This window comes from Tepidibacillus sp. HK-1 (assembly GCF_001748485.2).
Lineage (GTDB): Bacteria > Bacillota > Bacilli > Tepidibacillales > Tepidibacillaceae > Tepidibacillus_B > Tepidibacillus_B infernus.
The window spans coordinates 40592-66311 of record NZ_BDGM02000015.1; the positions used below are offsets into that span (position 1 = coordinate 40592).

23 protein-coding genes are annotated in these 25720 nt (G+C 35.9%); 22 read left to right on the plus strand and 1 reads right to left on the minus strand.

Annotation, left to right across the window (positions count from 1 at the left end):
- The first annotated feature begins 15 nt into the window (after positions 1-15).
- The 17 genes from accD (at position 16) to BEN26_RS09125 (ending at position 17871) form a co-directional block, all read left to right on the plus strand.
- A complete protein-coding gene (accD, locus tag BEN26_RS09045) occupies positions 16-882 on the plus strand; it encodes an acetyl-CoA carboxylase, carboxyltransferase subunit beta (RefSeq protein WP_069797768.1) in 867 nt (288 codons plus the stop codon).
- The gene (locus BEN26_RS09050; protein ID WP_069797766.1) at positions 872-1831 is read left to right on the plus strand and encodes an acetyl-CoA carboxylase carboxyltransferase subunit alpha; all 960 of its coding nucleotides are present in this window, start codon (positions 872-874) and stop codon (positions 1829-1831) included. Before accD ends, BEN26_RS09050 begins: the two co-directional genes overlap by 11 nt.
- Before the next feature lie 164 nt (positions 1832-1995).
- A complete protein-coding gene (pfkA, locus tag BEN26_RS09055; protein WP_068722635.1) occupies positions 1996-2955 on the plus strand; it encodes a 6-phosphofructokinase in 960 nt (319 codons plus the stop codon).
- A 48-nt stretch (positions 2956-3003) separates the two neighbouring features.
- On the plus strand, positions 3004-4755 hold the full coding sequence (pyk, locus tag BEN26_RS09060) for a pyruvate kinase (RefSeq protein ID WP_069797764.1): 1752 nt from the start codon (positions 3004-3006) through the stop codon (positions 4753-4755).
- Between the two features lie 91 nt (positions 4756-4846).
- Complete coding sequence (locus tag BEN26_RS09065) at positions 4847-5266, plus strand: acyl-CoA thioesterase (RefSeq protein ID WP_255421880.1); 420 nt, start codon at positions 4847-4849, stop codon at positions 5264-5266.
- A gap of 12 nt (positions 5267-5278) precedes the next feature.
- The gene (locus tag BEN26_RS09070; RefSeq protein ID WP_069797762.1) at positions 5279-5680 is read left to right on the plus strand and encodes an FxsA family protein; all 402 of its coding nucleotides are present in this window, start codon (positions 5279-5281) and stop codon (positions 5678-5680) included.
- Positions 5661-6140 (plus strand): DUF441 domain-containing protein, encoded by a 480-nt coding sequence (locus tag BEN26_RS09075; RefSeq protein WP_069797761.1) that lies wholly within the window; start codon positions 5661-5663, stop codon positions 6138-6140. Before BEN26_RS09070 ends, BEN26_RS09075 begins: the two co-directional genes overlap by 20 nt.
- Before the next feature lie 430 nt (positions 6141-6570).
- On the plus strand, positions 6571-7908 hold the full coding sequence (locus BEN26_RS09080; protein WP_069797759.1) for a citrate (Si)-synthase: 1338 nt from the start codon (positions 6571-6573) through the stop codon (positions 7906-7908).
- A gap of 217 nt (positions 7909-8125) precedes the next feature.
- Positions 8126-9421 (plus strand): NADP-dependent isocitrate dehydrogenase, encoded by a 1296-nt coding sequence (gene icd, locus BEN26_RS09085; protein WP_181482258.1) that lies wholly within the window; start codon positions 8126-8128, stop codon positions 9419-9421.
- A gap of 25 nt (positions 9422-9446) precedes the next feature.
- Positions 9447-10385, plus strand: coding sequence for a malate dehydrogenase (mdh, locus tag BEN26_RS09090; protein WP_069797757.1), 939 nt, complete (start codon positions 9447-9449; stop codon positions 10383-10385).
- 182 nt (positions 10386-10567) lie between these two features.
- Positions 10568-11410 (plus strand): fumarate hydratase, encoded by an 843-nt coding sequence (locus tag BEN26_RS09095; protein ID WP_153011974.1) that lies wholly within the window; start codon positions 10568-10570, stop codon positions 11408-11410.
- 17 nt (positions 11411-11427) lie between these two features.
- Positions 11428-11985, plus strand: coding sequence for a Fe-S-containing hydro-lyase (locus BEN26_RS09100; RefSeq protein ID WP_069797753.1), 558 nt, complete (start codon positions 11428-11430; stop codon positions 11983-11985).
- A 275-nt stretch (positions 11986-12260) separates the two neighbouring features.
- Positions 12261-13904 (plus strand): peptide ABC transporter substrate-binding protein, encoded by a 1644-nt coding sequence (locus tag BEN26_RS09105; protein ID WP_069797751.1) that lies wholly within the window; start codon positions 12261-12263, stop codon positions 13902-13904.
- Between the two features lie 107 nt (positions 13905-14011).
- Positions 14012-14941 carry an ABC transporter permease gene (locus tag BEN26_RS09110; protein ID WP_069797749.1) on the plus strand — a complete coding sequence of 310 codons (930 nt, stop codon included), beginning with the start codon at positions 14012-14014 and terminating at the stop codon, positions 14939-14941.
- Positions 14942-14943: 2 nt separating this feature from the next.
- Positions 14944-15864, plus strand: a complete 921-nt coding sequence (locus BEN26_RS09115; RefSeq protein WP_069797747.1) for an ABC transporter permease — start codon at positions 14944-14946, stop codon at positions 15862-15864.
- Positions 15865-15878: 14 nt separating this feature from the next.
- Positions 15879-16907: an ABC transporter ATP-binding protein gene (locus BEN26_RS09120; RefSeq protein WP_069797746.1), complete on the plus strand. Its 1029-nt coding sequence runs from the start codon at positions 15879-15881 to the stop codon at positions 16905-16907.
- Entirely contained in the window at positions 16894-17871 is a 978-nt protein-coding gene (locus BEN26_RS09125; RefSeq protein WP_068722650.1) for an ABC transporter ATP-binding protein, read from the plus strand. Before BEN26_RS09120 ends, BEN26_RS09125 begins: the two co-directional genes overlap by 14 nt.
- Before the next feature lie 147 nt (positions 17872-18018).
- Here BEN26_RS09125 and BEN26_RS09130 read toward each other — a convergent pair whose 3' ends face one another.
- Positions 18019-18420, minus strand: coding sequence for a DUF3899 domain-containing protein (locus tag BEN26_RS09130; RefSeq protein ID WP_069797744.1), 402 nt, complete (start codon positions 18418-18420; stop codon positions 18019-18021).
- Between the two features lie 158 nt (positions 18421-18578).
- Between BEN26_RS09130 and BEN26_RS09135 the strand changes: the two genes are divergently transcribed.
- The 5 genes from BEN26_RS09135 to mutM all read left to right on the plus strand — a co-directional run bounded on the left by BEN26_RS09135 (position 18579) and on the right by mutM (position 25708).
- Complete coding sequence (locus BEN26_RS09135; protein ID WP_069797742.1) at positions 18579-19298, plus strand: response regulator transcription factor; 720 nt, start codon at positions 18579-18581, stop codon at positions 19296-19298.
- The gene (gene pnpS, locus BEN26_RS09140) at positions 19285-21078 is read left to right on the plus strand and encodes a two-component system histidine kinase PnpS (RefSeq protein WP_069797740.1); all 1794 of its coding nucleotides are present in this window, start codon (positions 19285-19287) and stop codon (positions 21076-21078) included. The genes BEN26_RS09135 and pnpS overlap by 14 nt, the downstream gene beginning before the upstream one ends.
- Positions 21079-21171: 93 nt before the next feature.
- A complete protein-coding gene (locus BEN26_RS09145) occupies positions 21172-22011 on the plus strand; it encodes a prohibitin family protein (RefSeq protein ID WP_069797738.1) in 840 nt (279 codons plus the stop codon).
- Positions 22012-22200: 189 nt separating this feature from the next.
- Positions 22201-24852: a DNA polymerase I gene (gene polA, locus BEN26_RS09150; protein WP_069797736.1), complete on the plus strand. Its 2652-nt coding sequence runs from the start codon at positions 22201-22203 to the stop codon at positions 24850-24852.
- A 19-nt stretch (positions 24853-24871) separates the two neighbouring features.
- The gene (gene mutM, locus BEN26_RS09155) at positions 24872-25708 is read left to right on the plus strand and encodes a DNA-formamidopyrimidine glycosylase (protein WP_069797734.1); all 837 of its coding nucleotides are present in this window, start codon (positions 24872-24874) and stop codon (positions 25706-25708) included.
- Positions 25709-25720: the final 12 nt, after the last annotated feature.

The window sequence follows — 25720 nt, forward strand, 5'->3', positions numbered from 1 at the left end:
ATGTGAGGTGTTGGTGTGTTAAAGGATTTTTTTTATAAACGAAGAAAATATGCAACGATCCCTTCTGAGAAGGCTAGAAAAGATATTCCAGAAGGAATGATTGTCAAATGTGACAAATGTGGCAAAATTACTTTTGCAAAAGAAATACAAAAAAATCTTCATGTATGCCCTCATTGTGATCATCATATGTCTGTTTCTTCTCCTGAACGCCTTATGATGACGCTGGACCAAGGAAACTTTTTTGAATATGATGCGGATTTGATCTCTTCTGATCCTCTTCATTTTGAAGGCTATATCGATAAGTTAAAAAAGGATATGGATAAGACGAATTTAAATGAAGCCGTTGTGACTGGTGAAGGAACGATTGGTGGTTTTCCTGTGGTCGTTGGTGTAATGGATTCACGCTTTCGTATGGGAAGTATGGGTTCTGTTGTTGGTGAAAAAATTGCAAGGGCAATTGAGAAAGCAATTGTAAAAAAATATCCCTTTATTTTATTTTCTGCATCCGGTGGAGCAAGAATGCAAGAAGGTATTTTAAGCCTAATGCAGATGGCGAAAACAAGTGCCGCATTAGCAAAATTGCACCAAGAGGGTATTCTATTTATCTCTGTATTAACGAATCCTACGACAGGTGGGGTGTCTGCTAGTTTTGCATCATTAGGTGATATCAATATTGCAGAACCTAACGCATTGATAGGTTTTGCTGGCCGGAGAATTATTGAACAAACGATCCGCCAAAAACTACCTGATGATTTTCAAACAGCAGAATTTTTATTAAAGCATGGTCAATTAGATATGATTGTTCATCGAAAAGATATGAAACAAACATTAGCGAAACTTTTGGATTTACATATGGTAAGGGGGGAAGCTAATGGCTTTTGAGCTACCTTTTGAAAAACCCCTCATAGAACTACGTAAAAAAATCGAAGAGTTAAAACAATTTACATCTAAAGAAGGTATCGACTTTTCAAAAGAAATTGAAGAGCTAGAAAAGAAAGCAAGAAATCTTGAACAAGAAATTTATGGACAACTTACTCCATGGCAAAAGACGCAAATTGCTAGACATGGACAAAGGCCTACTACATTAGACTATATTGAGCATATTTTTACTGAATTCATTGAGTTCCATGGAGACAGAGTTTTTGGCGACGATCCAGCGATTGTTGGTGGAATCGCAAAATTAAATGGGGAACCGGTTACTGTTATTGGTCACCAGAAAGGAAAAGATACGAAGGATAATATTCTACGTAATTTTGGTATGCCTCATCCGGAAGGCTACCGAAAAGCTCTACGGCTAATGCAGCAGGCTGATAAGTTTCATCGACCTATCATTTGCTTTATTGATACACCTGGTGCATATCCTGGAATTGGTGCTGAGGAAAGGGGGCAAAGTGAGGCCATAGCTAGAAACTTAAGAGATATGGCTTTATTTAAAGTACCGATGATTTGTATCGTGACAGGCGAAGGTGGAAGTGGTGGAGCTCTTGCTTTAGGGGTGGGTAACCATTTATATATGTTAGAAAACGCGATTTATTCTGTCATCTCTCCAGAGGGAGCAGCAGCTTTATTATGGAAAGATGCGACTCAAGCTTCAAAAGCAGCCAATACAATGGGAATTACTGCTCACCATGCCTTTGAGTTTGGGATTTCAGATGGTGTGATTAAAGAGCCTCTAGGCGGGGCACATAAAGACATTAAATTTCAATCGAAGGAAATTAAGAGGTATATTGAAGAATCGCTTGCAACCTTATCTTCGTTAAGTCCAACTCAGTTGGTAGAACAACGTTATCAAAAATTTAGAAAAATCGGTCAATACTCCTCATTGATCTAAATGAAAAGAAAGTCTATAAAAGTCTATAAAAAGTTTGATTTCATGGTATAATAATGTTGATCAAGGTACCCTAAAAAAGGGTACACTCTTTTTTGTCCACTATGGACTTAAAATGTCCCTTATGGACATTTTATGGTATAAAAGTATACAAAGAGGTGAGAAGCATGAAGCGAATTGCAGTACTAACAAGCGGTGGAGATGCACCTGGTATGAATGCAGCGGTTAGAGCCGTTGTTCGAAAAGGTTTTTATCATGAGTTAGAGGTTTTTGGTATTTATCATGGATATAGTGGTCTAATAAACGGGGAAATAGAGAAATTGGATTTAGGCTCTGTAGGTGATATTATTCATCGAGGGGGAACGATCCTTTATACAGCGAGAAGTGATGAATTTAGGACACCAGAAGGCCAAGCAAAGGCAGTAGAACAATTACAAAAGCATGGAATTGAAGGCCTTGTCGTTATTGGTGGAGATGGTTCTTTCCGTGGAGCACAAAAGTTAATTCAACATGGCATTGCTGCCATTGGCGTACCTGGTACGATTGATAATGATATTCCTGGTACAGATTTTACTATCGGTTTTGACACAGCAGTCAACACAGTGATTGATGCGATTGATAAAATAAGGGATACGGCAACATCGCACGAACGTACATATATAATTGAAGTGATGGGTCGCAATGCAGGGGATATTGCCTTGTGGTCAGGTTTAGCAGATGGTGCAGAAAGTATTATTATTCCCGAAGCCTACTACAACATGGATGAAATCATTGAACGCTTAGAACGTGGCCATAAACGGGGTAAAAAGCATAGTATTATTATTGTAGCTGAAGGCGTAGGTAGTGCGGTTGAGTTTGGTAACAAAATTAAAGAACGAACAGGTTTTGAAACGAGAGTAACCGTATTGGGTCATATTCAAAGGGGTGGATCTCCAACAGCTTTTGACCGTGTATTAGCTAGTCGTTTAGGCGCTGAAGCTGTTGAATTGTTATTAAAAGGTCAATCCGGTAGAATGGTTGGTATTCGCTACAATCAAATCATTTCTTTGGACATAGATGAAGCTTTAATGCAAAAACATCAAGTTGACTTAGCGTTGTACCAATTAGCTAGTATTTTAGCTATTTAGAAAAGATAAGAAGAGTTATTAATGTTGTAGAAGGGTGGAAAAAAGAGAATGAGAAAAACAAAAATCGTTTGTACGATTGGCCCAGCGAGTGAAAAGGTAGAAGTATTAAAAAAACTCATTCATGAAGGAATGAACGTAGCTAGACTTAACTTTTCTCATGGGGATCATCAAGAACATTTAGCAAGGATTCATAACATCAGGCAAGCTGCAAAGGAAACAGGAAAAACAGTTGCCATTCTCTTAGATACGAAAGGTCCTGAAATTCGCACAGGTGTGATAGGTGCACCTGAAGTTGAATTAAAACAAGATGGGACGATAATTTTAACCACGGATGAAATCATTGGCGATGAAAATAAAATTTCGATTACATATGCAGGTCTTCCAAATGATGTACAACCTGGTTCTAAAATCTTAATTGATGATGGATTAATTGGGCTAGAGGTTATAAAGATTGAAGGCAATGAAATTCATTGTAGAATTTTAAATGGTGGTATTCTCAAAAGCAAAAAGGGTGTAAATGTACCGGGAGTAAAAATCAATTTGCCTGGTATCACAGAAAAGGATGCAAAGGATATCCTATTTGGAATCGAGAATGACCTTGATTTTATAGCTGCTTCTTTTGTGAGAAAAGCGAGTGATGTACTTGAAATTCGCAAGATTTTAGAGGAACACAATGCAGACATTTTGATTATCTCCAAGATTGAAAATCACGAAGGTGTTGAAAATATTGATGAAATCCTACAAGTTTCCGATGGGATCATGGTGGCTAGAGGGGATTTAGGTGTTGAAATCCCAGCTGAAGAGGTACCTCTTGTTCAGAAGATGATTATTGAAAAGTGTAATAAAGCTGGTAAACCAGTCATCACCGCTACCCAAATGTTAGATTCCATGCAAAGAAATCCACGTCCAACCCGTGCTGAAGCAAGTGATGTGGCAAATGCAATTTTTGATGGTACTGATGCCATTATGTTATCAGGTGAAACTGCTGCAGGGAAGTATCCTGTAGAATCAGTTGCAACGATGGCAAGAATCGCAGTAAGAACAGAAGAGGCTCTTAATTACAAAGAAATTTATAATAAGAGAAGCTTATTACAGCAAACTACTGTAACCGATGCCATTAGTCAGGCAGTAGCTAATACTGCTATTGATTTAGAGGTAAATGCAATTTTAACGCCGACTGAAAGTGGACAAACTGCAAGGCTTGTTTCTAAGTATCGTCCAAAGGCTCCAATTATTGCGATCACACCAAATCCGAAAGTGATGAATAAATTAAGTGTTAGTTGGGGAGTATATCCCATCTTAGGGCAACAAATTAGAACAACGGATGAGATGATCACACATGCTGTTGACGGGGCTCTAAATGCGGGAGCTATTAATCAAGGGGACTTGGTCATTATTACAGCAGGTGTTCCAGTAGGCAAAACAGGCACGACAAATTTAATCAAAGTACATTTAGTTGGTGATATCGCAGTAAGAGGACAAGGAATTGGAAATCGAGTCGTAACCGGGAAAGTAATAAAAGGGAAAACAGTTGAGGAAATAGCGAGTAAAATGGAAGATGGAGCAATCCTTGTTACTTACTCCACAGATAAGGACATGGTAAGTTCTTTTGAAAGAGCAGCAGCTGTAGTTACTGAAGAAGGTGGATTAACCTCACATGCAGCGGTGGTAGGGATTAACTTAGGAATTCCTGTGATTGTCGGTGCTGAACAAGCTTATGAAAAATTTGAGGACGGTATGATCGTTACAGTTGACCCAGAACGAGGCTATGTCTATGCGGGACAAATTCCAATGATATAATAAATAGATAAGTTGATACATCAAGAGACCGTTATTAAGACGGTCTCTTTCTCTAGAATTTTATTGCTAAAGAAGTAAGGGGGAAATAACAGTGGAATGGACAGAGACACCGATTCGTGTTCGCTATCAAGAGACTGATCAAATGGGTGTTGTGTATCACGCCAATTATTTTGTTTGGTTTGAAGTGGCGAGAACGGAAATGATCAAAAAATTTGGGATCAGTTACAAAAAACTAGAAGAAAAAGGCTTACTATTACCAGTTTTTGATGTATCCTGTCAGTATAAGGTTGCAGCAAAATATGATGATGATTTATTGATTCAAGCCCGATTAAAAGCATATAGTAGTCTAAGAATGACCTTTGAGTACCAGGTGATACGTGTTACTGATGAAAGATTGCTAGCGACAGGTGAAACAAGTCATGTCTGGATAGACAAGAACTTTAAACCTGTTCGATTAGAAAAAGTAGCACCAGAAATTCATCAAACCTTAATCAGTTTAGTTAATCTTTAAGGGGGAGAATCTGTGTTCAGAACCATTGTATTTTTAATGATTGCGATCCCTGCCTTGGAGATTTGGGGGCTTATCAAAGCTGCTCAATTTATCGGTGGGGTGCAAACGTTTTTGGCTGTCATTTTAACTGGGGTTATTGGAGCCTTTTTAGCCAAAAAGGAAGGATTAAAAACATGGAATAAAGCTCAGATCGAGCTAAGAAATGGACAACTACCAGGAGATGCGATCTTAGATGGGATTAGTATTTTTGCAGGAGGACTTTTATTACTCACGCCAGGTTTTTTTACAGACACAATCGGTTTTTTTATGATTTTTCCCGTTACTAGGAAACTGATAAAGGGGTATCTAAAAAGATGGTTAGAACGAAAAATTCAAACAGGACGATGGTATTTTTATGATCCAAATTCCAAATGAAATCATTTTTCTAATTTTATTGTTAGGAATTGGGCTACTAAGTAAGAATCAATCGATTGTGATAGCCGTGGCCATTCTTCTGGTTATTCGCTTAAGCCATTTGGGAGACCGCATTTTTCCGCTGTTGGACAAGCATGGAATGAATATCGGCATTATAATGATCACGATTGCTGTATTAGTCCCTATTGCTAAAGGAAAAATCCAACTGCAAGATTTAATCGAATCCTTTAAGTCAAGCTATGGTATCATTGCGATTATATCTGGAATGATCGTCGCTTTGTTTGCAGCAAATGGCATTCAATTATTAGAAAAATCACCGCAAATCACAATAGCCTTAGTATTAGGCACGATTTTTGCCGTGGTTTTCCTTAAGGGAATTCCCGTTGGCCCTTTGATTGGTGCTGGGATTGCAGTGACATTGATTAAAATATTTGAATGGTTAAAATACTTTTTCGGCTAAGAGAAGAGGGAATGAATCTATGTAAGCAAGATTTATTCCTTTTTTTGTTCAATTTTAAACAAATTAGGCAAAGGCATAAAAAATGAAAAAAAGAAGTAAGTGTTAAACAAGATTTCTAAAAAGATTATACTACTTCATAATCCAGAAATTCTCCATCTTCAAAAAGCCTTGGTAATTCTATTTTTGTACAAAGTTTAATATAATAGAGGATATAAATGTCAATATATACAAAAGAATATAATTTTTAAGAAAAATTAGAATAGTAGTTCACAAAATTGCAATAATATATTACAATATATTCAAGATATTATTATTTAACTAAAATTCTGAATATATAGAGATCATTTTTTGGTTCGTTGATTTGAGGATATGTATCTTTCATATCTTCTAATTATAAAAATGAAAAAAGGGGAGAGGGTGAGGTGTTTATATGTCTACTTTAAAGAACGTACTCGCCAAAAAAATTGAGGAGCACAGAAAAAGAACGACAAAGCTCTTAGTTGAAAGTGGCGATGTCAAAATTAGCGATGTGACGATCGCACAAGCAATTGGTGGGATGAGAGGAGTCAAAGGTCTAGTTACTGACATCTCTTATTTGGATCCATTTGAAGGGATTCGCTTCAGAGGGTATACAATACAAGAAGTTATGGAAGGTCTTCCAAAACCTGACGGCAAAGATTACCCTTATGTAGAAGGATTCTTTTATTTACTTTTAACAGGTGATATCCCCACAAAAGAACAAGCTGAAGAAGTAGTAGAGGATATGAAACATAGAGCAAAAGTTCCAGAGTATGTGTTTGATATTCTTAGGGCGATGCCGAGAGATTCACATCCCATGGTAATGTTTTCGGCAGCAATTGTATCGATGCAAAGAGAGTCAGAGTTTGCTAAAGCCTATAACGAGGGAAAATTTAATAAATATAATAGTTGGGAATACATGTATGAAGATGCATTAAACCTGATGGCAAGATTACCACAAGTTGGAGCTTTTATTTATAGGCTAAAATACAAAGGTGATACACAAATTGATCCAGATCCAACTCTTGATCTTGGTGGAAACTTTGCTCATATGATGGGATTAGAACCTCCTTATGATGAAGTAGCTAGAATGTACTTTATTCTTCATTCAGATCATGAAAGCGGCAACGTATCTGCTCATACCACTCACTTAGTCGCATCTGCTTTATCTGATGCTTATTATTCGCTATCTGCTGGCATCAATGGATTAGCTGGTCCTCTTCATGGCCTTGCAAACCAAGAGGTGCTTGCATGGATTCAACAATTTATGGAAAAATTAGGTGGTCAAGTTCCTACAACAGAACAATTGAAAAAAATTGTATGGGATACGCTTAATAGTGGCCATGTTATACCTGGATATGGTCATGCAGTTCTTCGTAAAACTGATCCAAGATATACTTCTCAAAGAGAATATTGCTTAAAGCATTTACCAGACTATCCTCTATTCCAACTTGTCAGTAAGCTTTATGAAGTTGTTCCTGATATTCTAAAAGAGCAAGGCAAAGCAAAAAATCCATGGCCAAACGTAGATGCTCAATCTGGTGTTATCCAGTGGTATTATGGTCTTACCGAATATGATTTTTATACAGTTCTATTTGGAATTGGTAGAGCACTAGGTGTTCTTGCAAATATTACATGGGATAGAGCGCTTGGTTACCCAATTGAAAGACCAAAATCTGTAACAACTGATATGTTGGAAGAATACGCAAAACAGGCACAAGAAGCAAAGAGTAACGAACATAGAGCCTAGATGATTTTGTTGTTTATAATAAGAAAACTGGAAGCGTTTGCATCATAATTTATTTGTAAAGGAATATAAAAAAATTAACAAAATTTTAAAAATGGATTGACGTTCTAGTTTTTAATATGCAGAATAGGAATTAATTGGGGTGTTTAAGTTTTCTTAAACCCCCTTGATTCATTCATATTAGACAAAAAACAATGGGAGAAATGGGAGGTAACAGACGATGTCAATTTTTGAAAAGTTTGACATGCCAACAAGAGGGGAAAAGATTACCATTGAAAATGGAAAATTAAATGTACCAGACAATCCAATCATTCCATTTATCGAGGGGGACGGGACAGGGCCAGATATTTGGGCAGCTTCTGTTCGAGTGCTAGATGCAGCAGTTGAAAAGGCATATGGCGGCAAAAGAAAAATTGAATGGTTTGAAGTTTACACTGGAGAAAAATCTTTCGAAAAATGGGGAGAATGGCTTCCAAAAGATACTTTAACAGCGATGAAAGAGTATTTGGTAGGAATAAAGGGTCCATTAACTACACCGATTGGTGGTGGAATTCGTTCCTTAAACGTTGCATTACGCCAAGAATTAGATTTATATGCTTGCGTTCGCCCTGTTCGTTATTTCCAAGGGGTTCCTTCTCCAATTAAGCATCCAGAATGGACAGACATGGTGATTTTCCGTGAAAATGCGGAGGATATTTATGCAGGTATTGAATGGCAAGAGGGAACAGAAGAAGTTCAAAAAATTGTCCGCTTCCTAATCGATGAAATGGGCGTAAAGAAAATTCGCTTCCCTGAAACCTCGGGTATTGGAATTAAGCCTGTATCCAAAGAAGGTACATACCGTTTAGTTCGTTCAGCTATTGACTATGCCTTAGAAAATAATCGTAAGAGTGTAACGTTGGTTCATAAAGGAAATATTATGAAATTTACTGAAGGGGCTTTCAAAAACTGGGGTTACGAAGTAGCTGAAAAGGAATATGGTGATAAAGTATTTACTTGGGCACAGTATGATCGCATTGCGGCTGAACAAGGTACAGAAGCTGCAAATAAAGCACAAGAAGAAGCATTAGCATCAGGCAAACTATTGATTAAAGATGTGATTGCAGATGCATTCTTACAACAAATCTTAACTAGACCAAAAGAATATGATATCATTGCTACCTTGAACTTAAATGGTGATTATATTTCTGATGCTTTAGCCGCACAAGTGGGTGGAATTGGTATTGCACCTGGAGCCAATATTAACTATACAACAGGTGTCGCATTGTTCGAGGCTACTCATGGTACAGCACCAAAATATGCGGGATTAGATAAAGTGAACCCATCATCTGTTATTCTATCTGGAGAAATGATGTTACGTTATATGGGATGGACAGAAGCTGCAGACCTCATTATTTCTGCTATGGAGAAGACCATTTCCAATAAAACAGTAACTTATGATTTTGCTCGTTTAATGGAAGGTGCAACGGAATTGAAATGCTCCGAATTTGGAACAGAATTAATTAAAAATATGTAATTCCAAAAAAATGGAGGGGATCACAATGGCAATGAAACGGAATAAAATTTCTGTGATTGGTGCTGGTTTTACTGGAGCTACAACTGCCTTGTTTTTAGCTCAAAAAGAATTAGGAGATGTTGTACTAGTTGATATTCCTCAACTAGAAAACCCAACAAAAGGGAAAGCCTTAGATATGTTAGAAGCTACTCCAGTTTTAGGGGTGGATGTAAATATTGTCGGTACAAGCAACTATGAAGATATTACTGGCTCTGATCTTGTGATTATTACCGCGGGAATCGCTCGTAAACCTGGAATGAGCCGTGATGATCTTGTTAATACAAATGCGGGTATTATAAAATCCGTTGCAGAACAAGTAGCAAAATATGCACCTAATTCCTATATTATCGTCTTATCCAATCCTGTAGATGCAATGACCTATGTTGCTTATAAGACAACAGGTTTCCCTAAAGAGCGCGTGATAGGGCAATCGGGTGTACTTGATACTGCTCGTTTCCGTACCTTTATCGCCCAAGCTCTTCATGTTTCTGTTGAAGATGTAAATGGGTTTGTATTAGGTGGCCATGGAGACTCGATGGTTCCTCTTGTTAGATATTCATTTGCTGGTGGCATTCCGTTAGAAACATTATTATCAAAAGACCAATTAGATGCGATCGTTGAACGGACACGTAAAGGTGGTGGCGAGATCGTCAATCTATTAGGAAATGGTAGTGCTTATTATGCACCAGCTGCTTCACTTGTTCAAATGGCTGAAGCCATTCTAAAAGATAAAAAACGAATCATTCCAACCATCGTTTATTTAGAAGGTGAGTATGGATACAATGATATTTATCTTGGTGTGCCAACATTGATTGGTGGAAATGGTATTGAAAAAGTATACGAATTAGAATTAACAGAAGAAGAAAAGGCTGCACTTAATAAATCTGCAGAAGCCGTTGAAGCAGTTATCAAGTTAGTTCGATAAAAAATAGATTACGCTTCAAGAGATAAACCCCGGGATTCCCGGGGTTTATAACCGTATAAGAAGGTATAAGCTTATTAAAGTAATAAAGTAAAGTTTAACAAAAAAATTGAGTGAATATTAAAAAAGCTATGATAAAATAAAGTTAGACAATGAAGAATTCAAAAAGGTTGGAGGGGAGATCTGTGAGGGAGATTCACGTAGATAGCATTATTGATGCAGTAGCAGAAATGGTTCAAACAGCTAACTTTGACTTAGGTGAAGATGTTGAAAACGCTTTCAAACAAGCGTTAAAAACAGAAGAATCTCAAACAGGTAAAGATGTTTTAAACCAATTATTAGAGAATGTCAGCATTGCAAGAAACGAAAGGGTGCCAATCTGTCAAGACACTGGATTTGCTGTGTTTATTGTTGAGTTAGGCCAGGATGCACATATTGTTGGTGGAAACTTAAATGATGCGATTAATGAAGGCGTACGTCGTGGGTATAAGGATGGTTACCTCCGCAAGTCAATCGTAGGCCATCCACTTGAGAGAAAGAATACTGGAGATAATACACCTGCCGTTATCCATATCGAAATAGTAGATGGAGATCAAGTGAAGATACATATGGCTGCAAAAGGTGGCGGTAGTGAAAATATGTCGTTTGTCAAAATGATGAAGCCTTCGGATGGGGTTGAAGGGGTAAAAGACTTTATCGTTGAATGCGTGAAGACAGCTGGACCCAATCCATGTCCTCCAATTGTGGTTGGTGTGGGAATTGGTGGCACTTTTGAAAAAGCTGCATATTTAGCTAAAAAGTCTTTATTTAGAGAATTAGGAAAACGAAGTCACCTAGAAGATATTGCACAGTTAGAAGAAGAATTACTAGGTAGAATCAATAAATTAGGTATCGGGCCTCAAGGTTTAGGTGGTCGAACCACTGCTTTAGATGTTCATATAGAAATCTATCCTGCACATATTGCTTCTCTTCCAGTAGCAGTAAATATCAATTGCCACGCTGGAAGACATAAAGAAGTAGTATTGTAAGGAAAGGAGTGACGAGGATGGCAACCGTTCATATAACAACACCTGTTTCTGCGGAGGAAATTTCAAAATTACAAGCTGGAGATCAAGTATTCATTTCTGGAGTGATCTATACAGCTAGAGATGCTGCTCATAAAAGATTAGTAGAATTGGTGGCAGATGGAAAAGATTTGCCGTTTGACATCAAGGATCAATTTATCTACTTTGTAGGACCAACACCTGCAAAGCCTGGAAAAGTCATTGGATCAGCTGGGCCAACGACAAGCTATCGGATGGATAAATATTCTCCTATTTTACTAGAGTTAGGACTTCGTGGAATGATTGGAAAAGGGAGTCGAAGTCAGGATGTAAAAGACTCTATGGTGAAAAATAAAGCAGTATATCTCGCAGCTGTTGGTGGAGCAGCCGCATTAATTGCCAAAACGATCAAAAAAGCAGAAGTAATTGCTTATGATGATTTAGGACCAGAAGCGATTAGAAGATTAGAAGTAGAAAATTTCCCAGCAATCGTTGTAAATGATGTGCATGGCAATGATCTTTATATTCAAGGAGCAGAACAATATAGAATCGTAGATTAACCATGTATTTACATTTGTTTAACATTTATTTAACATTATTTTAATATAGTTTTAAACAAGCGAAAAATACCACTTGTCAATTAGCCGATATTCAGTATAATTATTGATATAGTTTAAATAATATTTTCTAATTACACTGTATATATAAAATGTTCAGAAAATAAAGTATTCAGTGATTAGAAAAAAGATTACGTGGTATCTATTTCTACTATTTTTTAAGTAAGGTTGAATTTCAACCTTTACTATAAAAAAACATAACATAAGGGGGTCTTTTAATGAAGAAAACTAGCAAATGGCTAGTGCTAATGATTGCAATCATTATGGTTGCAAGTGTTGTACTTGCTGGTTGTGGTGGTGGAACCAGCACAGATGGCGAGAAAAAAGATCAAACTGCAGGAGAACAGCCTGCGAAAGAACAAGTTTTAAGGCTTAATGCAAAGACTGAACCACCAAGTTTAGACCCAGCTACTACGACTGACTCAACCTCAGGAGATATTTTACGTGAATTGATGGAAGGTTTAGTTCGTTTAGATGAAAATAGCCAGGTAAAACAAGGTTCTGGTATGGCTGAAAGCTGGGAAATTAGTGATGATGGCTTAAAATATACTTTCCATCTAAAAGATGCTAAGTGGTCTAATGGTGACCCTGTTACTGCACATGACTTTGAATTTGCATGGAAACGTGTATTAAATCCTGATACAGCATCTGACTATGCTTACCAATTATATTACTTAAAAAATGGTGAAGCTTATAATGCAGGTAAAGCAAAAGCTGAAGACGTAGGGGTTAAAGCACTTGATGACAAAACTTTAGAAGTAACGTTAGAAGCTCCTACACCTTTCTTCTTACAATTAACTGCATTCTATACTTTATTTCCTGTAAATCAAAAAGTTGTAGAAGCTAATAAAGAATGGGCTGCTGAAGCTGCAACATATGTTAGTAATGGTCCTTTCAAATTAACAAAATGGGAACATGATTCCGAAGTAGTGATTGAAAAGAACGAAAACTACTGGAATAAAGACAAAGTGAATTTATCCAAAATTTCTTGGGTTATGATCAATGATGATAACACTGAGTATCAATTATTTCAAAACAATGAGTTAGATATCGCACAACCACCAACTGAATTAACCAAAGAGTTAATCGACAAAGGTGAAGCAACAAGTAAACCAGTCTTAGGTAACTACATGTTTGTCTTCAATGTTGAAAAAGAACCATTTACTAACAAGTATGTTCGTCAAGCCTTTGCTGCTGCGATCGACCGTGAGTCATTGATTAACAATGTAACTCAAGGTGGCCAAATACCTGCATATGCTTTTGTACCACCGGGGGCATCTCCTGATATGGGAGTAGATTTCCGTGAGAAAAATGGAGACTTCGTTAAGAAGCCTGCTGAAGCAAAAGCATTATTAGAAAAAGGAATGCAAGAGTTAGGGTTAAAAACATTCCCTAAAGTAACATTATCTTATAACACAAATGATGGTAATAAGAAAATTGCTGAAGCAGTTCAAGCAATGTGGAAACAAAATCTTGGTGTTGATGTAGAATTAACAAACCAAGAATGGAAAGTTTACTTAAAAACTTTAAGTGCTGGAGACTACCAAATCGGACGTTATGGATGGTTAGCTGACTACATGGATCCAATGACATTTATGGATATGTGGGTAACTGATGGCGGAAATAACGATACAAACTGGAGTAATGCAAGATACGATGAATTGATCAAACAAGCAAAATCAACTGGCGATCAACAAGTTCGATTAGCTGCATTCCAAGAAGCTGAACAAATCTTAATGGATGAAATGCCTATCATTCCAGTTTATTTCTATACTCGTGTGTTCATGCAACATGACAATGTGAAAAATGTTGTTCGTCATGCTGATGGAAGTTCCGACTTTACATGGGTAACGATTGAGTAGTAAAATAGTATAGTTAATGTTTGAAAACAGGTTAGGGTTAGAGAGGTATGCCTATGGGTATGCTTCTCTACTTCTTTGTCTGTGCCATTTTTATGGAGGTGTTAGACTTGCTAAGATTCATACTTCAAAGATTAGGGATGTTAATCATCACCCTTTGGGTTATTGTGACATTAACCTTTTTTTTAATGCATGCAATCCCTGGGGATCCATTTACACAAGAGAAGAAATTACCACCGCAAACGATTGAAAACTTAAAGAAGCATTATGGGTTGGATAAATCACTTCCTGTACAATATTTAGATTACTTGGGAAACGTTGCAAAATTAGAACTAGGTCCATCTTTTTCATCTAAGACATTGACGGTTAATGATATTATCAATAACAATTTTCCTGTTTCTGCACAATTAGGGTTACAATCTTTAATCATTGCTTTAGGTATAGGACTTACATTAGGAATAATCGCGTCATTAAAGCATAATTCAGGACTAGATTATACAGCGATGGTTATTGCTGTATTAGGCGTATCTGTTCCTAATATCGTCTTGGCTCCAATTTTGATTGACATATTTGCAGTGAAACTTGGGTGGTTTCCAATCGCAAGATGGGGAACTTTTGCGCATACTATTTTACCTTCAACAGCACTAGGTATGCACTCAATGGCAGTTATCGCTCGATTGATGCGTTCCAATATGTTGGAAGTTTTAGGACAAGACTATATTCGTACAGCGAAATCGAAGGGACTTAATTCTTTCCAAGTGATTTGGAGGCATACCATTCGTAATGCCATTATGCCTGTTATTACGATTTTAGGTCCACTAACTGCTACACTTTTAACGGGCACTTTTGTTGTTGAACAAATTTTCGGTATCCCTGGATTAGGTAAATATTTCGTAACTAGTGTGACAAATCGTGATTACCCAGTTATTTTAGGTACAACTATTTTCTATAGTGCAGTTTTAATTTCTGCGAATTTTCTAGTTGATCTAGCCTATGGATTTATTGATCCAAGAATCAAAATTGGAGCTAAGGGGGAATAAGCATGCCAGAAATCACAAATCAAAGCTTTCAACGTATCAGTCATGACCGTGACCAGGCTGAAAAAATTGTTCGTCCTAGCTTAAACTTCTGGCAGGATGCATGGAGACGTTTGAAGAAAAATAAACTTGCTATGTTAGGTTTATGGATAATCGTTTTTTTGGCAATTATGGCTCTTATAGGTCCGCATTTAACACCTTATGATTATAGAACTCAAGATTTAACTATTACCAATCAACCAATGAGTGTTGAACATTGGTTTGGGACAGATGATCTTGGCCGTGATGTGTTTGCGCGACTTTGGTCAGGAGCACGAATTTCATTATTCATTGGTTTAACTGCAGCATTAGCCGATCTGCTTATTGGTGTCATCTATGGTGGAATTTCTGGTTATGCAGGTGGCAAAGTTGACCAGTTTATGATGAGGGTTGTTGATGTATTATATGGGCTTCCATATTTACTTGTTGTTATTCTTTTAATGGTCGTCATGGATCGTGGTTTGGGAACGATTATTCTTGCATTAATTGCAACTGGATGGATTGGTATGGCGCGTTTGGTCCGTGGCCAAATCCTACAAATAAAAGAAATGGAATTTATATTAGCAGCTAGAACATTAGGTGCGAATACAACAAGATTATTATTTAAACACTTAATTCCAAATACATTAGGGCCAATTATTGTTAGCATGACTTTAACTGTTCCTGGTGCAATCTTCTCAGAAGCATTCTTAAGTTTTATTGGTTTAGGTGTACCCGCGCCTTTAGCAAGTTGGGGTACAATGGTAAATGAAGGAATTGTTACAATTCTTTCTGGCCATTGGTGGAGATTGGCATTCCCTGCCTTTATGATTTCATTAACGATGTTTGCCTTTAACGTATTTGGCGATGGTTTGCGAGATGCGTTAGATCCTAGATTAAGAAAATAAGGGAGGAGAGAATCATGGCAGAAAAAGTGTTACAAGTCAAAGATCTAGAAGTCTCCTTCTTGACATATGCTGGAGAAGTTAAAGCCGTTCGTGGCTTATCATTTGATGTTGAAAAGGGAGAAGCTGTCGCAATCGTAGGAGAATCTGGTAGTGGAAAAAGTGTTACCTCTCAATCGATTATGAAGCTGATTCCAACACCACCTGGTGTATATAAAAACGGAGAAATCATTTTTGAAGGTAAGGATTTGATTAAATTATCCAATAAAGAAATGGAAGAAATCCGTGGTTCTTCAATTGGTATGATTTTCCAAGACCCAATGACATCATTAAATCCAACAATGACAGTAGGTAGACAAATTTCTGAGGGCTTAATTAAGCATCATGGAATGAATAAAGCAGAAGCTTTAAAACGATCTGTTGAGATGTTAGAACTTGTAGGAATTCCTAACCCTGAACTACGTGTTAAACAATACCCACATGAATTTAGTGGTGGGATGAGACAAAGGGTTATGATTGCTATTGCCTTGGCATGTAGTCCAAAACTGTTGATTGCAGACGAACCAACGACTGCTTTGGATGTTACAATTCAAGCGCAAATTCTTGATTTGATGAAAGATTTGCAAAGTAAATTAGATACTTCGATTATTATTATTACTCACGATTTAGGCGTTGTAGCTGATATTGCACAAAAAGTAATTGTTATGTATGCGGGTCAAGTTGTGGAACAAGGATATTTAGATGATATCTTCTATAACCCACAACATCCATATACCTGGGGATTATTAAAATCCGTACCACGCTTAGATTCTAAAGGTCATCGTTTAGATTCAATCGAAGGAACGCCACCAGATTTATTAGCCCCGCCAAGTGGATGTCCGTTCCATCCAAGATGTCCTTTTGCAATGGAGATTTGTACAAAGGAATTCCCTGAAGCGTCGATCATTGGCCCAGGTCATAAGGTTCATTGTTGGCTACAACATCCGCAAGCACCTAAAGAGGGTACACCATTAGCGGTAGGAGGTGCGAATCATGAGTCAAAATAAACAAAGTGGCAATAGTGAAACGATTTTAGAGGTAAAAAATTTACAAAAGCACTTTAAAGTTGGAAATGGTGTTGTAAAAGCGCTAGATGGTGTTACTTTTAGCATGAAAAAAGGGGAAACCCTAGGACTTGTTGGTGAATCAGGATGTGGAAAGTCAACAACAGGAAGAACCATTATCCGTTTGTATGAACCTACAGGTGGCGAAGTTATTTTTAAGGGGAAAAAGGTTAATAACCTTAGAGGACATGATTTAAAGCAATTTAACAGGGAGATGCAAATGATCTTCCAAGATCCTTATGCATCTTTAAACCCTCGAATGACTGTTGCAGATATCATTGGTGAAGGAATTGATATTCACAATTTAGCATCAGGAAAAGAAAGGTTAGAACGAATTTATCATTTATTGGAAACTGTTGGTTTAAATCGTGAACATGCTAACCGTTTTCCACACGAATTTAGTGGGGGTCAACGTCAAAGAATTGGGATTGCTAGAGCCTTAGCAGTAGAACCTGACTTTATCATTGCCGATGAACCAATTTCAGCTTTAGACGTTTCAATTCAAGCACAAGTTGTTAACCTCCTACAAGATTTACAAAAAGAAAGAGGTTTAACTTATTTGTTTATCGCCCATGATCTTTCCATGGTAAAACATATAAGTGACCGAATTGGTGTCATGTATTTAGGTAATCTAGTCGAATTAGCAGAAAGTATTGAATTATATAATAAGCCTCTTCATCCTTATACAGAGGCATTATTATCTGCTATTCCAATACCTGATCCTAAAATCGAGCGAACAAGAGAACGCATCATCTTGGAAGGGGATGTTCCAAGTCCATTAAATCCGCCAAGTGGTTGTCGTTTTAGAACACGTTGTCCAAAGGCAATGCCAGAATGTGCAATTGAAACACCTGTTTTAAAAGAGGTTCAACCAGGACATTTTGTTGCTTGCCATTTATATAAATAAGATCTGAAAAGAACCCTGTTGATCCATTTTTAGGATACAATAGGGTTCTTTTAAATACTAAAGAAGGTTTAACTTTCTTTCAAATTCGTGTGATCCCACAAAAGTAATTGGAGTTAGCTTCAGAGGAAAGTCGTTAATTTTGTAGGTTTAGTTATATACCAATAAATAAAGAAAAAAATAGGATTGAATAATGAGAAATAGTGAAATGAATAAAGGTATAAAGATAAATAACTCTCTTTTTGCATTTTTTCTTAAAAGATCATCTTTACTTTCACCATTAGCGTTTATTTCATAACGCCAATGTGATCGATCGACAGAGGGATCCGATCTAAAAAATAACTGTTTCCATCCTTTCGCAAACAGATCAAAAAAACCAGAAAAAATAACAACTGCAACTCCACTTATCATCAAAAGAAATAGACCAATCATAAAAGATATATTGATATAATTGGTAAGAAATTTACCTTCAGTTATGATCGATATCATACCCGATAGAATAGAAAAAGTGATAGACAAAATAATGCGAATAAACCATTTTCTTTTTGCCACGTACAAATCATTCCTTCAATTAGTTCATTGCATAATGAAAAATCATCACTAAATATCATATCAAATATGGAAGGGATACACAATTTACTTAATGTATGTTTTAATTAAACTAGGCATGTTAGGTTGGTTAATTTATTTAGGAAGGGACTGGCATTTTCATGCAAAAGAGAATATTGGTTGTTGATGATGAACCTTCAATTGTCACCTTAGTTAAATTTAATTTGGAAAAATTGGGGTATTCTGTAGAAGTAGCGTCTGATGGTGGACAGGCGGTAGAGCTTTGTATGAAAGTCCCATACGATTTAATGATCTTAGATATTATGTTACCTGGTCTAGATGGGATAGAGGTTTTGAAGGAACTTAGGAAAAATCAAATGGAAATTCCAGTTATTTTATTAACTGCAAAAGATGAAGAGTTTGATAAGGTTCTTGGTTTAGAATTAGGTGCAGATGATTATATGACAAAACCTTTTAGTACTAGAGAATTAATAGCACGAGTAAAAGCGGTATTAAGAAGGTATCAATCAAGATTATCTGAAAAAGTACAAGATGAAGATTTAAAAAACATTCAAATTGGTGATTTACAAATTGAAGAAGAAAAGTTCGAGGCAAGGTTAAAAGGAGAATTATTAGAACTAACACCAAAGGAATTTGAATTATTACTTTATTTGGTAAGGCATCAAGGAAAAGTTTTAACAAGAGACCAATTGCTAAATGCGGTCTGGAATTATGATTTTGTAGGAGATTCAAGAATTGTTGATGTTCATGTGAGCCACTTACGAGAAAAAATAGAAGAAGATACGAGACAACCAAAGTATATTAAAACCATTCGTGGCATCGGCTATAAATTTGGTGATCCTAGCAATGAAAAAAATTAGAAATCGTTTAACATTAACATTTACACTTTTAATCGGGATCTCCTTACTTAGTTTAGGTTTTTTCCTTACCAATTTGATTGATAAGATCTACCTTAATGCATTAGGAGATCGTTTAGTCAAAGAAGCTAATCTTACGAAAGATATGATTTCCTGGGAAATCGGTTCAAAAGAGGGTTTAGTGTTATTTCAACAACTAGCTAACAATACATCAAAAGAATTAAATACGAGAATTACTTTTATTGATAAAAATGGCTTGGTACTAGCTGATTCGAAATATGACAAAAATAAAATGGATAATCATGCTAATCGTCCAGAAGTACAGACATCGTTAAATGGAAAGATTGGAAAAGCAATTCGTTATAGTCATACACTAGGAATGGAGATGTTGTACACTTCCGTCCCAATCATGAAAAATAATCAAATTATAGGTGTTGTTCGTTTATCTCTACCTGTGAATGAGATTAAGGCATCACTAGAAAGTTTTTGGTATAGTTTGGTCATTGGCTTATTTATTGTCTTTTTGATTACTATTCTTATTAGTTATCGAATTTCTAATAAAATTACAAAACCAATTGAAGATATGACAGAAATCGCAAAAAGAATAACCAATAAAGACTATTCTGCAAGGATTCATTTAAACAGTAATGATGAAATTGGGCAATTAGGAATCGCCATTAACTTGATGGCAGATAGTTTAAACAATCAGATTATGACCATTCATGAAAATGAGAAAAAAATAACAACAGTATTAAACAATATGGCAAATGGAGTTTTATTAGTTGATAAGTCAGGAAAGATAATCCTTGCTAATCCAGCTATTGAATGGTTATTGGGAGAACAAATTGAACAAATCATAGGTAAATATCATATAGAAGCTGGACAAAATTACGCTTTAAGTGAATTGATAGAAAGGTCTTTAAATACCGGAGAATCTATTCACGCAGAAATTAGTATCCAATATCCAATCAAAAAATATCTAGATTGTCATTTAGCTCCGATCTATGATGCAAAAGGACAGATTAATGGGGTTGTCTCTGTCCTCCATGATATTACAAAACTAAAACACTTAGAGAATATGAGAACGGAATTTATTGCTAATGTCTCACATGAATTAAGAACACCGATTACTGCTGTGAAAGGTTTTGCAGAAACTTTACTAGATGGTGCATTGAAAGATGAGGAAACAAGTAGAGCTTTTCTGCAAATCATCTATAACGAAAGTGAACGCCTTCATCGTTTAATAAGTGATTTATTAGATTTATCTAAAATTGAGTTAAACCAAAACTTATTAAACTATTCTACGGTAGATTTGAGAGAGCTTATTCATAGCACCATTGAGACGTTCAAACCACAAGCTGTAAAAAAACAATTATATATTGTTAAAGAGCTTGATGATATCCATGCTGAAGTAGACGGAGATCGAATAAGACAGGTTATTATCAATCTTTTAACAAATGCAATGGCATATACACCTGCGAATGGATCTATAAAGGTGACGCTTAAAGCTTTCAAACCCGAACAAATAAAAATAACGGTTGAAGATACTGGAATAGGTATTCCGAAAAAAAGTTTATCTAGAATTTTTGAGCGATTTTATCGAGTGGATAAAGCTAGATCAAGAGAATCTGGAGGAACAGGTTTAGGATTAGCAATTGTAAAACATATTGTTGAATCCCATGAAGGTTATATTCAGGTGGAAAGTGAAGTTCAAAAAGGAACGAAGTTTGCTATTATTCTGCCTAAATATAAAAAGGAAAAGATCGATGGAAATGGGATTTAACAAATGAAACCTTTCTTATTTTAAATCGTAGTAAATAATGAATATATAACGATCTAGAAAAGATTAGTTTGATGAAACGAGAGGAGTAAGGAAATGGATAACGAAAAAGTGATTGATATGAAACCAAAAATGAATCTGAAAACAGGACGTACTATTTCAATGTTTGTTATACTTGGGCTCATTGTCTTGTTAGCTTTAAATTCATTTGTTATTGTTGAGGCAGGAAATAGGGGAATTGTTTTACAACTAGGCGCTGTTAAACCTATCGTATTAAATGAAGGACTTCATTTTAAGATTCCATTTATTCAAGAAGTGATTCCAGCAGAGGTTCGTGTACAAAAAGCTCAATCTGAACAAACTGCTGCATCCAAGGATTTACAGGTCGTTACTACTGTAGTTGCTGTTAACTTTCACCTTAATCCAGAAGAAGTGAATAAACTTTATCAAAATGTAGGTTTAGCCTATAAGGAAAGGATTGTAGACCCTGCAATTGGAGAAGCGCTTAAAGCTGTTACAGCTCAATATACAGCTGAAGAGTTAATTTCAAAAAGGCCTGAGGTAAGTACGAAAGTAAAAGAACAATTAGCGAAGAAGTTAGCAAATTATAATATGGTACTTGATGAAATCAATATTACTGAATTTAAGTTTAGCAATGAATTTAATAATGCGATCGAACAAAAACAGGTTGCTGAACAACAAGCATTAAAAGCAAAATTAGATTTGCAAAGAATTGAAATTGAGGCAAAACAAAAGATTGAGCAAGCAAAAGCAGAAGCAGAATCATTAAGATTACAAAAACAAGAGGTAACTCCAGAGCTTGTTGAATTAAGAAAAATCGAAGCACAAATGGAAGCCATTAAGAAATGGGATGGTAAGCTTCCAAATGTTACAGGTGGGGCAACACCTTTTATTGATGTAAATGGAATTAAATAAGATCAAATATCAATGATTATAAAATTACAGTCCCCTTTTTGGAGGGCTGTTTTTTTTATTGGGACACCAAAAAAGTAATTGGAATAAGCTTCAAAGGAGATCGTCACTTTTGTGGGCTATCTTGTATTGCTTGAAGAGGATATCCTTACAGTGTTATGATAGATTGTGAATATGAGACGAGGTGAAAAGATGGGGAAGTTGGTTTTAATCGATGGAAACAGTATTGCGAATCGAGCATTTTATGCTTTACCACTGCTTAGTAATAGACAAGGTATTTACACAAATGCGGTTTATGGATTTACACAAATCTTATTAAAAATCTTAGACGAGATTAAACCAGAATATATTCTTGTGGCTTTTGATGCTGGAAAAGTTACGTTTAGACATGCGGATTTTAAAGAATATAAAGGAAAAAGGCTGCAAACCCCTTCTGAATTGTCTGGGCAATTTCCAATGTTACGTGAACTACTAGAAGCATTCCAAATTCCATATTTTGAACTTAATGGTTATGAAGCTGATGATATTATTGGAACTTTAACCAAAACAGCAGAAATAGAAAATTTGGATACGATTGTTGTAACTGGGGACAAAGATATGCTTCAGTTGGCTTCTGATCATGTTTCCATTTATCTTACTCGTAAAGGAATTACAGAGGTAGAAGCTTATGGTCCAAAGGAGATCAAAGATAAATATCAACTCACTCCAAAACAAATTATCGATCTAAAAGGATTAATGGGAGATACCTCTGATAATATTCCTGGAGTACCTGGAATTGGTGAAAAAACAGCATTAAAATTACTTCATCAATATGGTAGTGTTGAAGAAGTTCTAGCACATATTGATGAAATTTCCGGTAAAAAGATAAAAGAAAATTTATCAATCTATCGCGAACAGGCAATATTAAGTAAGCAATTGGCTACTATTTTTAGAGATGTACCGATGCAATTTTCGATCGAACAGCTAACTTATCATGGTTTTGATCAGGAAAAAGTATATGAGTTGTTTTCAAAGTGGGAGTTTCATTCACTTATAGAACGATTAGAAATAGACAAAGGAGAAAATAAACAGCAAGATCAAATCTTGCAACTGAAGATTAATTCTTTTACAGATGAAAGTAAACAAATCTGGAATACCATCTTAAATCAAGGTGACCAACCACTTGCACTTCATGTGGAAACAAATGGGGAAAATTCTACGGATAAGATTTTGGGGATCTCTTTGTCAAATGATACTGAACAATTGTTTCTGTCTATTGAAAATGTTATGGATTGGCCTGAGTTTCAAAATTGGCTTAAAAATCCGAATGCTGCAAAATGGGTGTATGATGCCAAGCGAACAGAAATGGTCTTTTTCTGGAATCATATTCAAATAGAAGGGATACAATTTGACCTATTATTAGGTTCCTATTTGTTAAACCCTTCTGATGGAGCTGTCTTTCTATCTGACATCGCCAAGCAATACAATTACATGGGTCTACAATCAGACCAAGGATTTTATGGAAAAGGGGCAAAAAGAGAGATACCTGAGCAGAATCTATTAATGGAACATATCAGTCGAAAAGCTCATGTGATCCATCACTTAAAGCCATTTATCGAGAACAAATTAATAGAAAATCAATTATCTGAGTTATTGTATGCTGTTGAGCTTCCATTATCAAGGGTATTAGCAAAAATGGAGAAAATTGGAGTGAAAGTAGACGAAGAGCGCCTAAAACTAATGGGAGTAGAAATTGAGCAGACATTAAAGAAGTTGACAGAGGAAATTTATGAGTTAGCTGGAGTGGAGTTTAACATCAATTCACCAAAACAATTAGGTGAAATATTATTTGATAAGCTGCAGTTACCGATCATGAAGAAAACCAAAACAGGTTATTCCACTAGTGCTGATGTTCTTGAAAAATTGGAGCCATACCATCCAATCATTGGACAGATTTTACATTATCGTCAGTTAGGGAAATTATATTCAACCTATATTGAAGGACTTTTAAAGGTGATTCACCCTAAAACAAAAAGGATTCACACAACCTTTAATCAGGCGATTACAGCTACGGGTCGTTTAAGCAGTACAGAACCAAATTTACAAAACATTCCGATCCGTTTGGAAGAAGGAAGAAAAATTAGACAGGCATTTATTCCTTCTGAACCTGATTGGCTGATCCTTGCAGCAGATTACTCACAAATTGAATTAAGGGTACTCGCCCATATCTCAAATGATGAAAAATTAATAGAAGCATTTCAAAAAGATATGGATATCCATACAAAGACGGCGATGGATGTATTTAGGGTCAATGAGGATGAAGTCACTTCATTGATGAGAAGACAAGCAAAAGCTGTTAATTTCGGCATCGTTTATGGAATTAGTGACTATGGTCTATCCCAAAACCTTAATATTTCCCGAAAAGAAGCTGGAGAATTTATTGATCGATATTTTGCGGTTTTCCATGGCGTCAAGCAATATATGAAGGATATTGTTGAAAGGGCAAAAAAAGAGGGTTATGTAAGTACCTTATTACATCGTCGTAGATATTTACCAGATATCAATAGTTCTAATTTTAACTTGAGAAGTTTTGCAGAAAGAACAGCTATGAATACCCCAATTCAAGGAACAGCAGCTGATATTATCAAATTAGCGATGATTCAGGTGGCAGAACAAATGGAACAAAAGCATTTAAGAAGTCGTTTATTACTACAAGTTCATGATGAATTGATCTTTGAAGTCCATTCTGATGAGATAGATGAAATGAAGATTTTAGTCAAAGATACCATGGAACATGCTTTAGACTTAAACGTTCCTTTGAAAGTTGATATGAATATTGGAAAAACGTGGTACGAAGCGAAATAAGATTGAAAGAGGATTCTTTATGCCAGAATTACCTGAAGTTGAAACAGTGAGAAGATCATTGGAAATGTTAATTATAGGAAAAACGATAAAAGAAGTAAATGTCTTTTATCCTAAAATCATTAGAATACCTGGTGATATCGGAGAATTTAAATGGATATTACAAGGCCAAACGATTGAAGGTATCGGAAGAAAGGGAAAATATCTTCTATTCTATATGAATAGTGTAACGATGATTTCTCATTTACGCATGGAAGGAAAATATATTTATCATGAAGAAAAAATGAAGGAATTTGATAAGCACACACATGTTGTTTTTACCTTTACTGATGGAAGTATCCTTCAATATCGTGATGTCAGAAAGTTTGGAACGATGGATGTTGTCTCAAAAGGTAAGGAAATAGAATTTGAATCTTTAAAAAAATTAGGTCAAGAACCGATTGATCCAAACTTTGATCCAGAGCTTTTTAAGCAACAACTGAAAACAAGATCTGCACCGATTAAACAAAGCTTATTAAATCAGGAAATTGTAAGTGGTCTTGGTAACATCTATGTGGATGATAGTTTAGCACTAAGTAAGATCCATCCTTTAAGAACGGGTAATTCCCTTACAGATGAGGAAATTGATCAACTAATCCTAGCTATGAAACAGGTTTTGTTAAAAGCGATTGAAAAAGGTGGGTCGACGATTAGAACTTATGAAAGCTTTTATGGTAGAGGTTCAATGCAAGATCATTTAATTGTCTATGGTCGTACAGGTCAACCCTGTTATCAATGTGGAACACTAATTGAAAAAATCAAAGTAGGTGGAAGAGGGACACATTTTTGTCCTAATTGCCAAAAGAATTTTAATAGCTAATATTGCACCCCT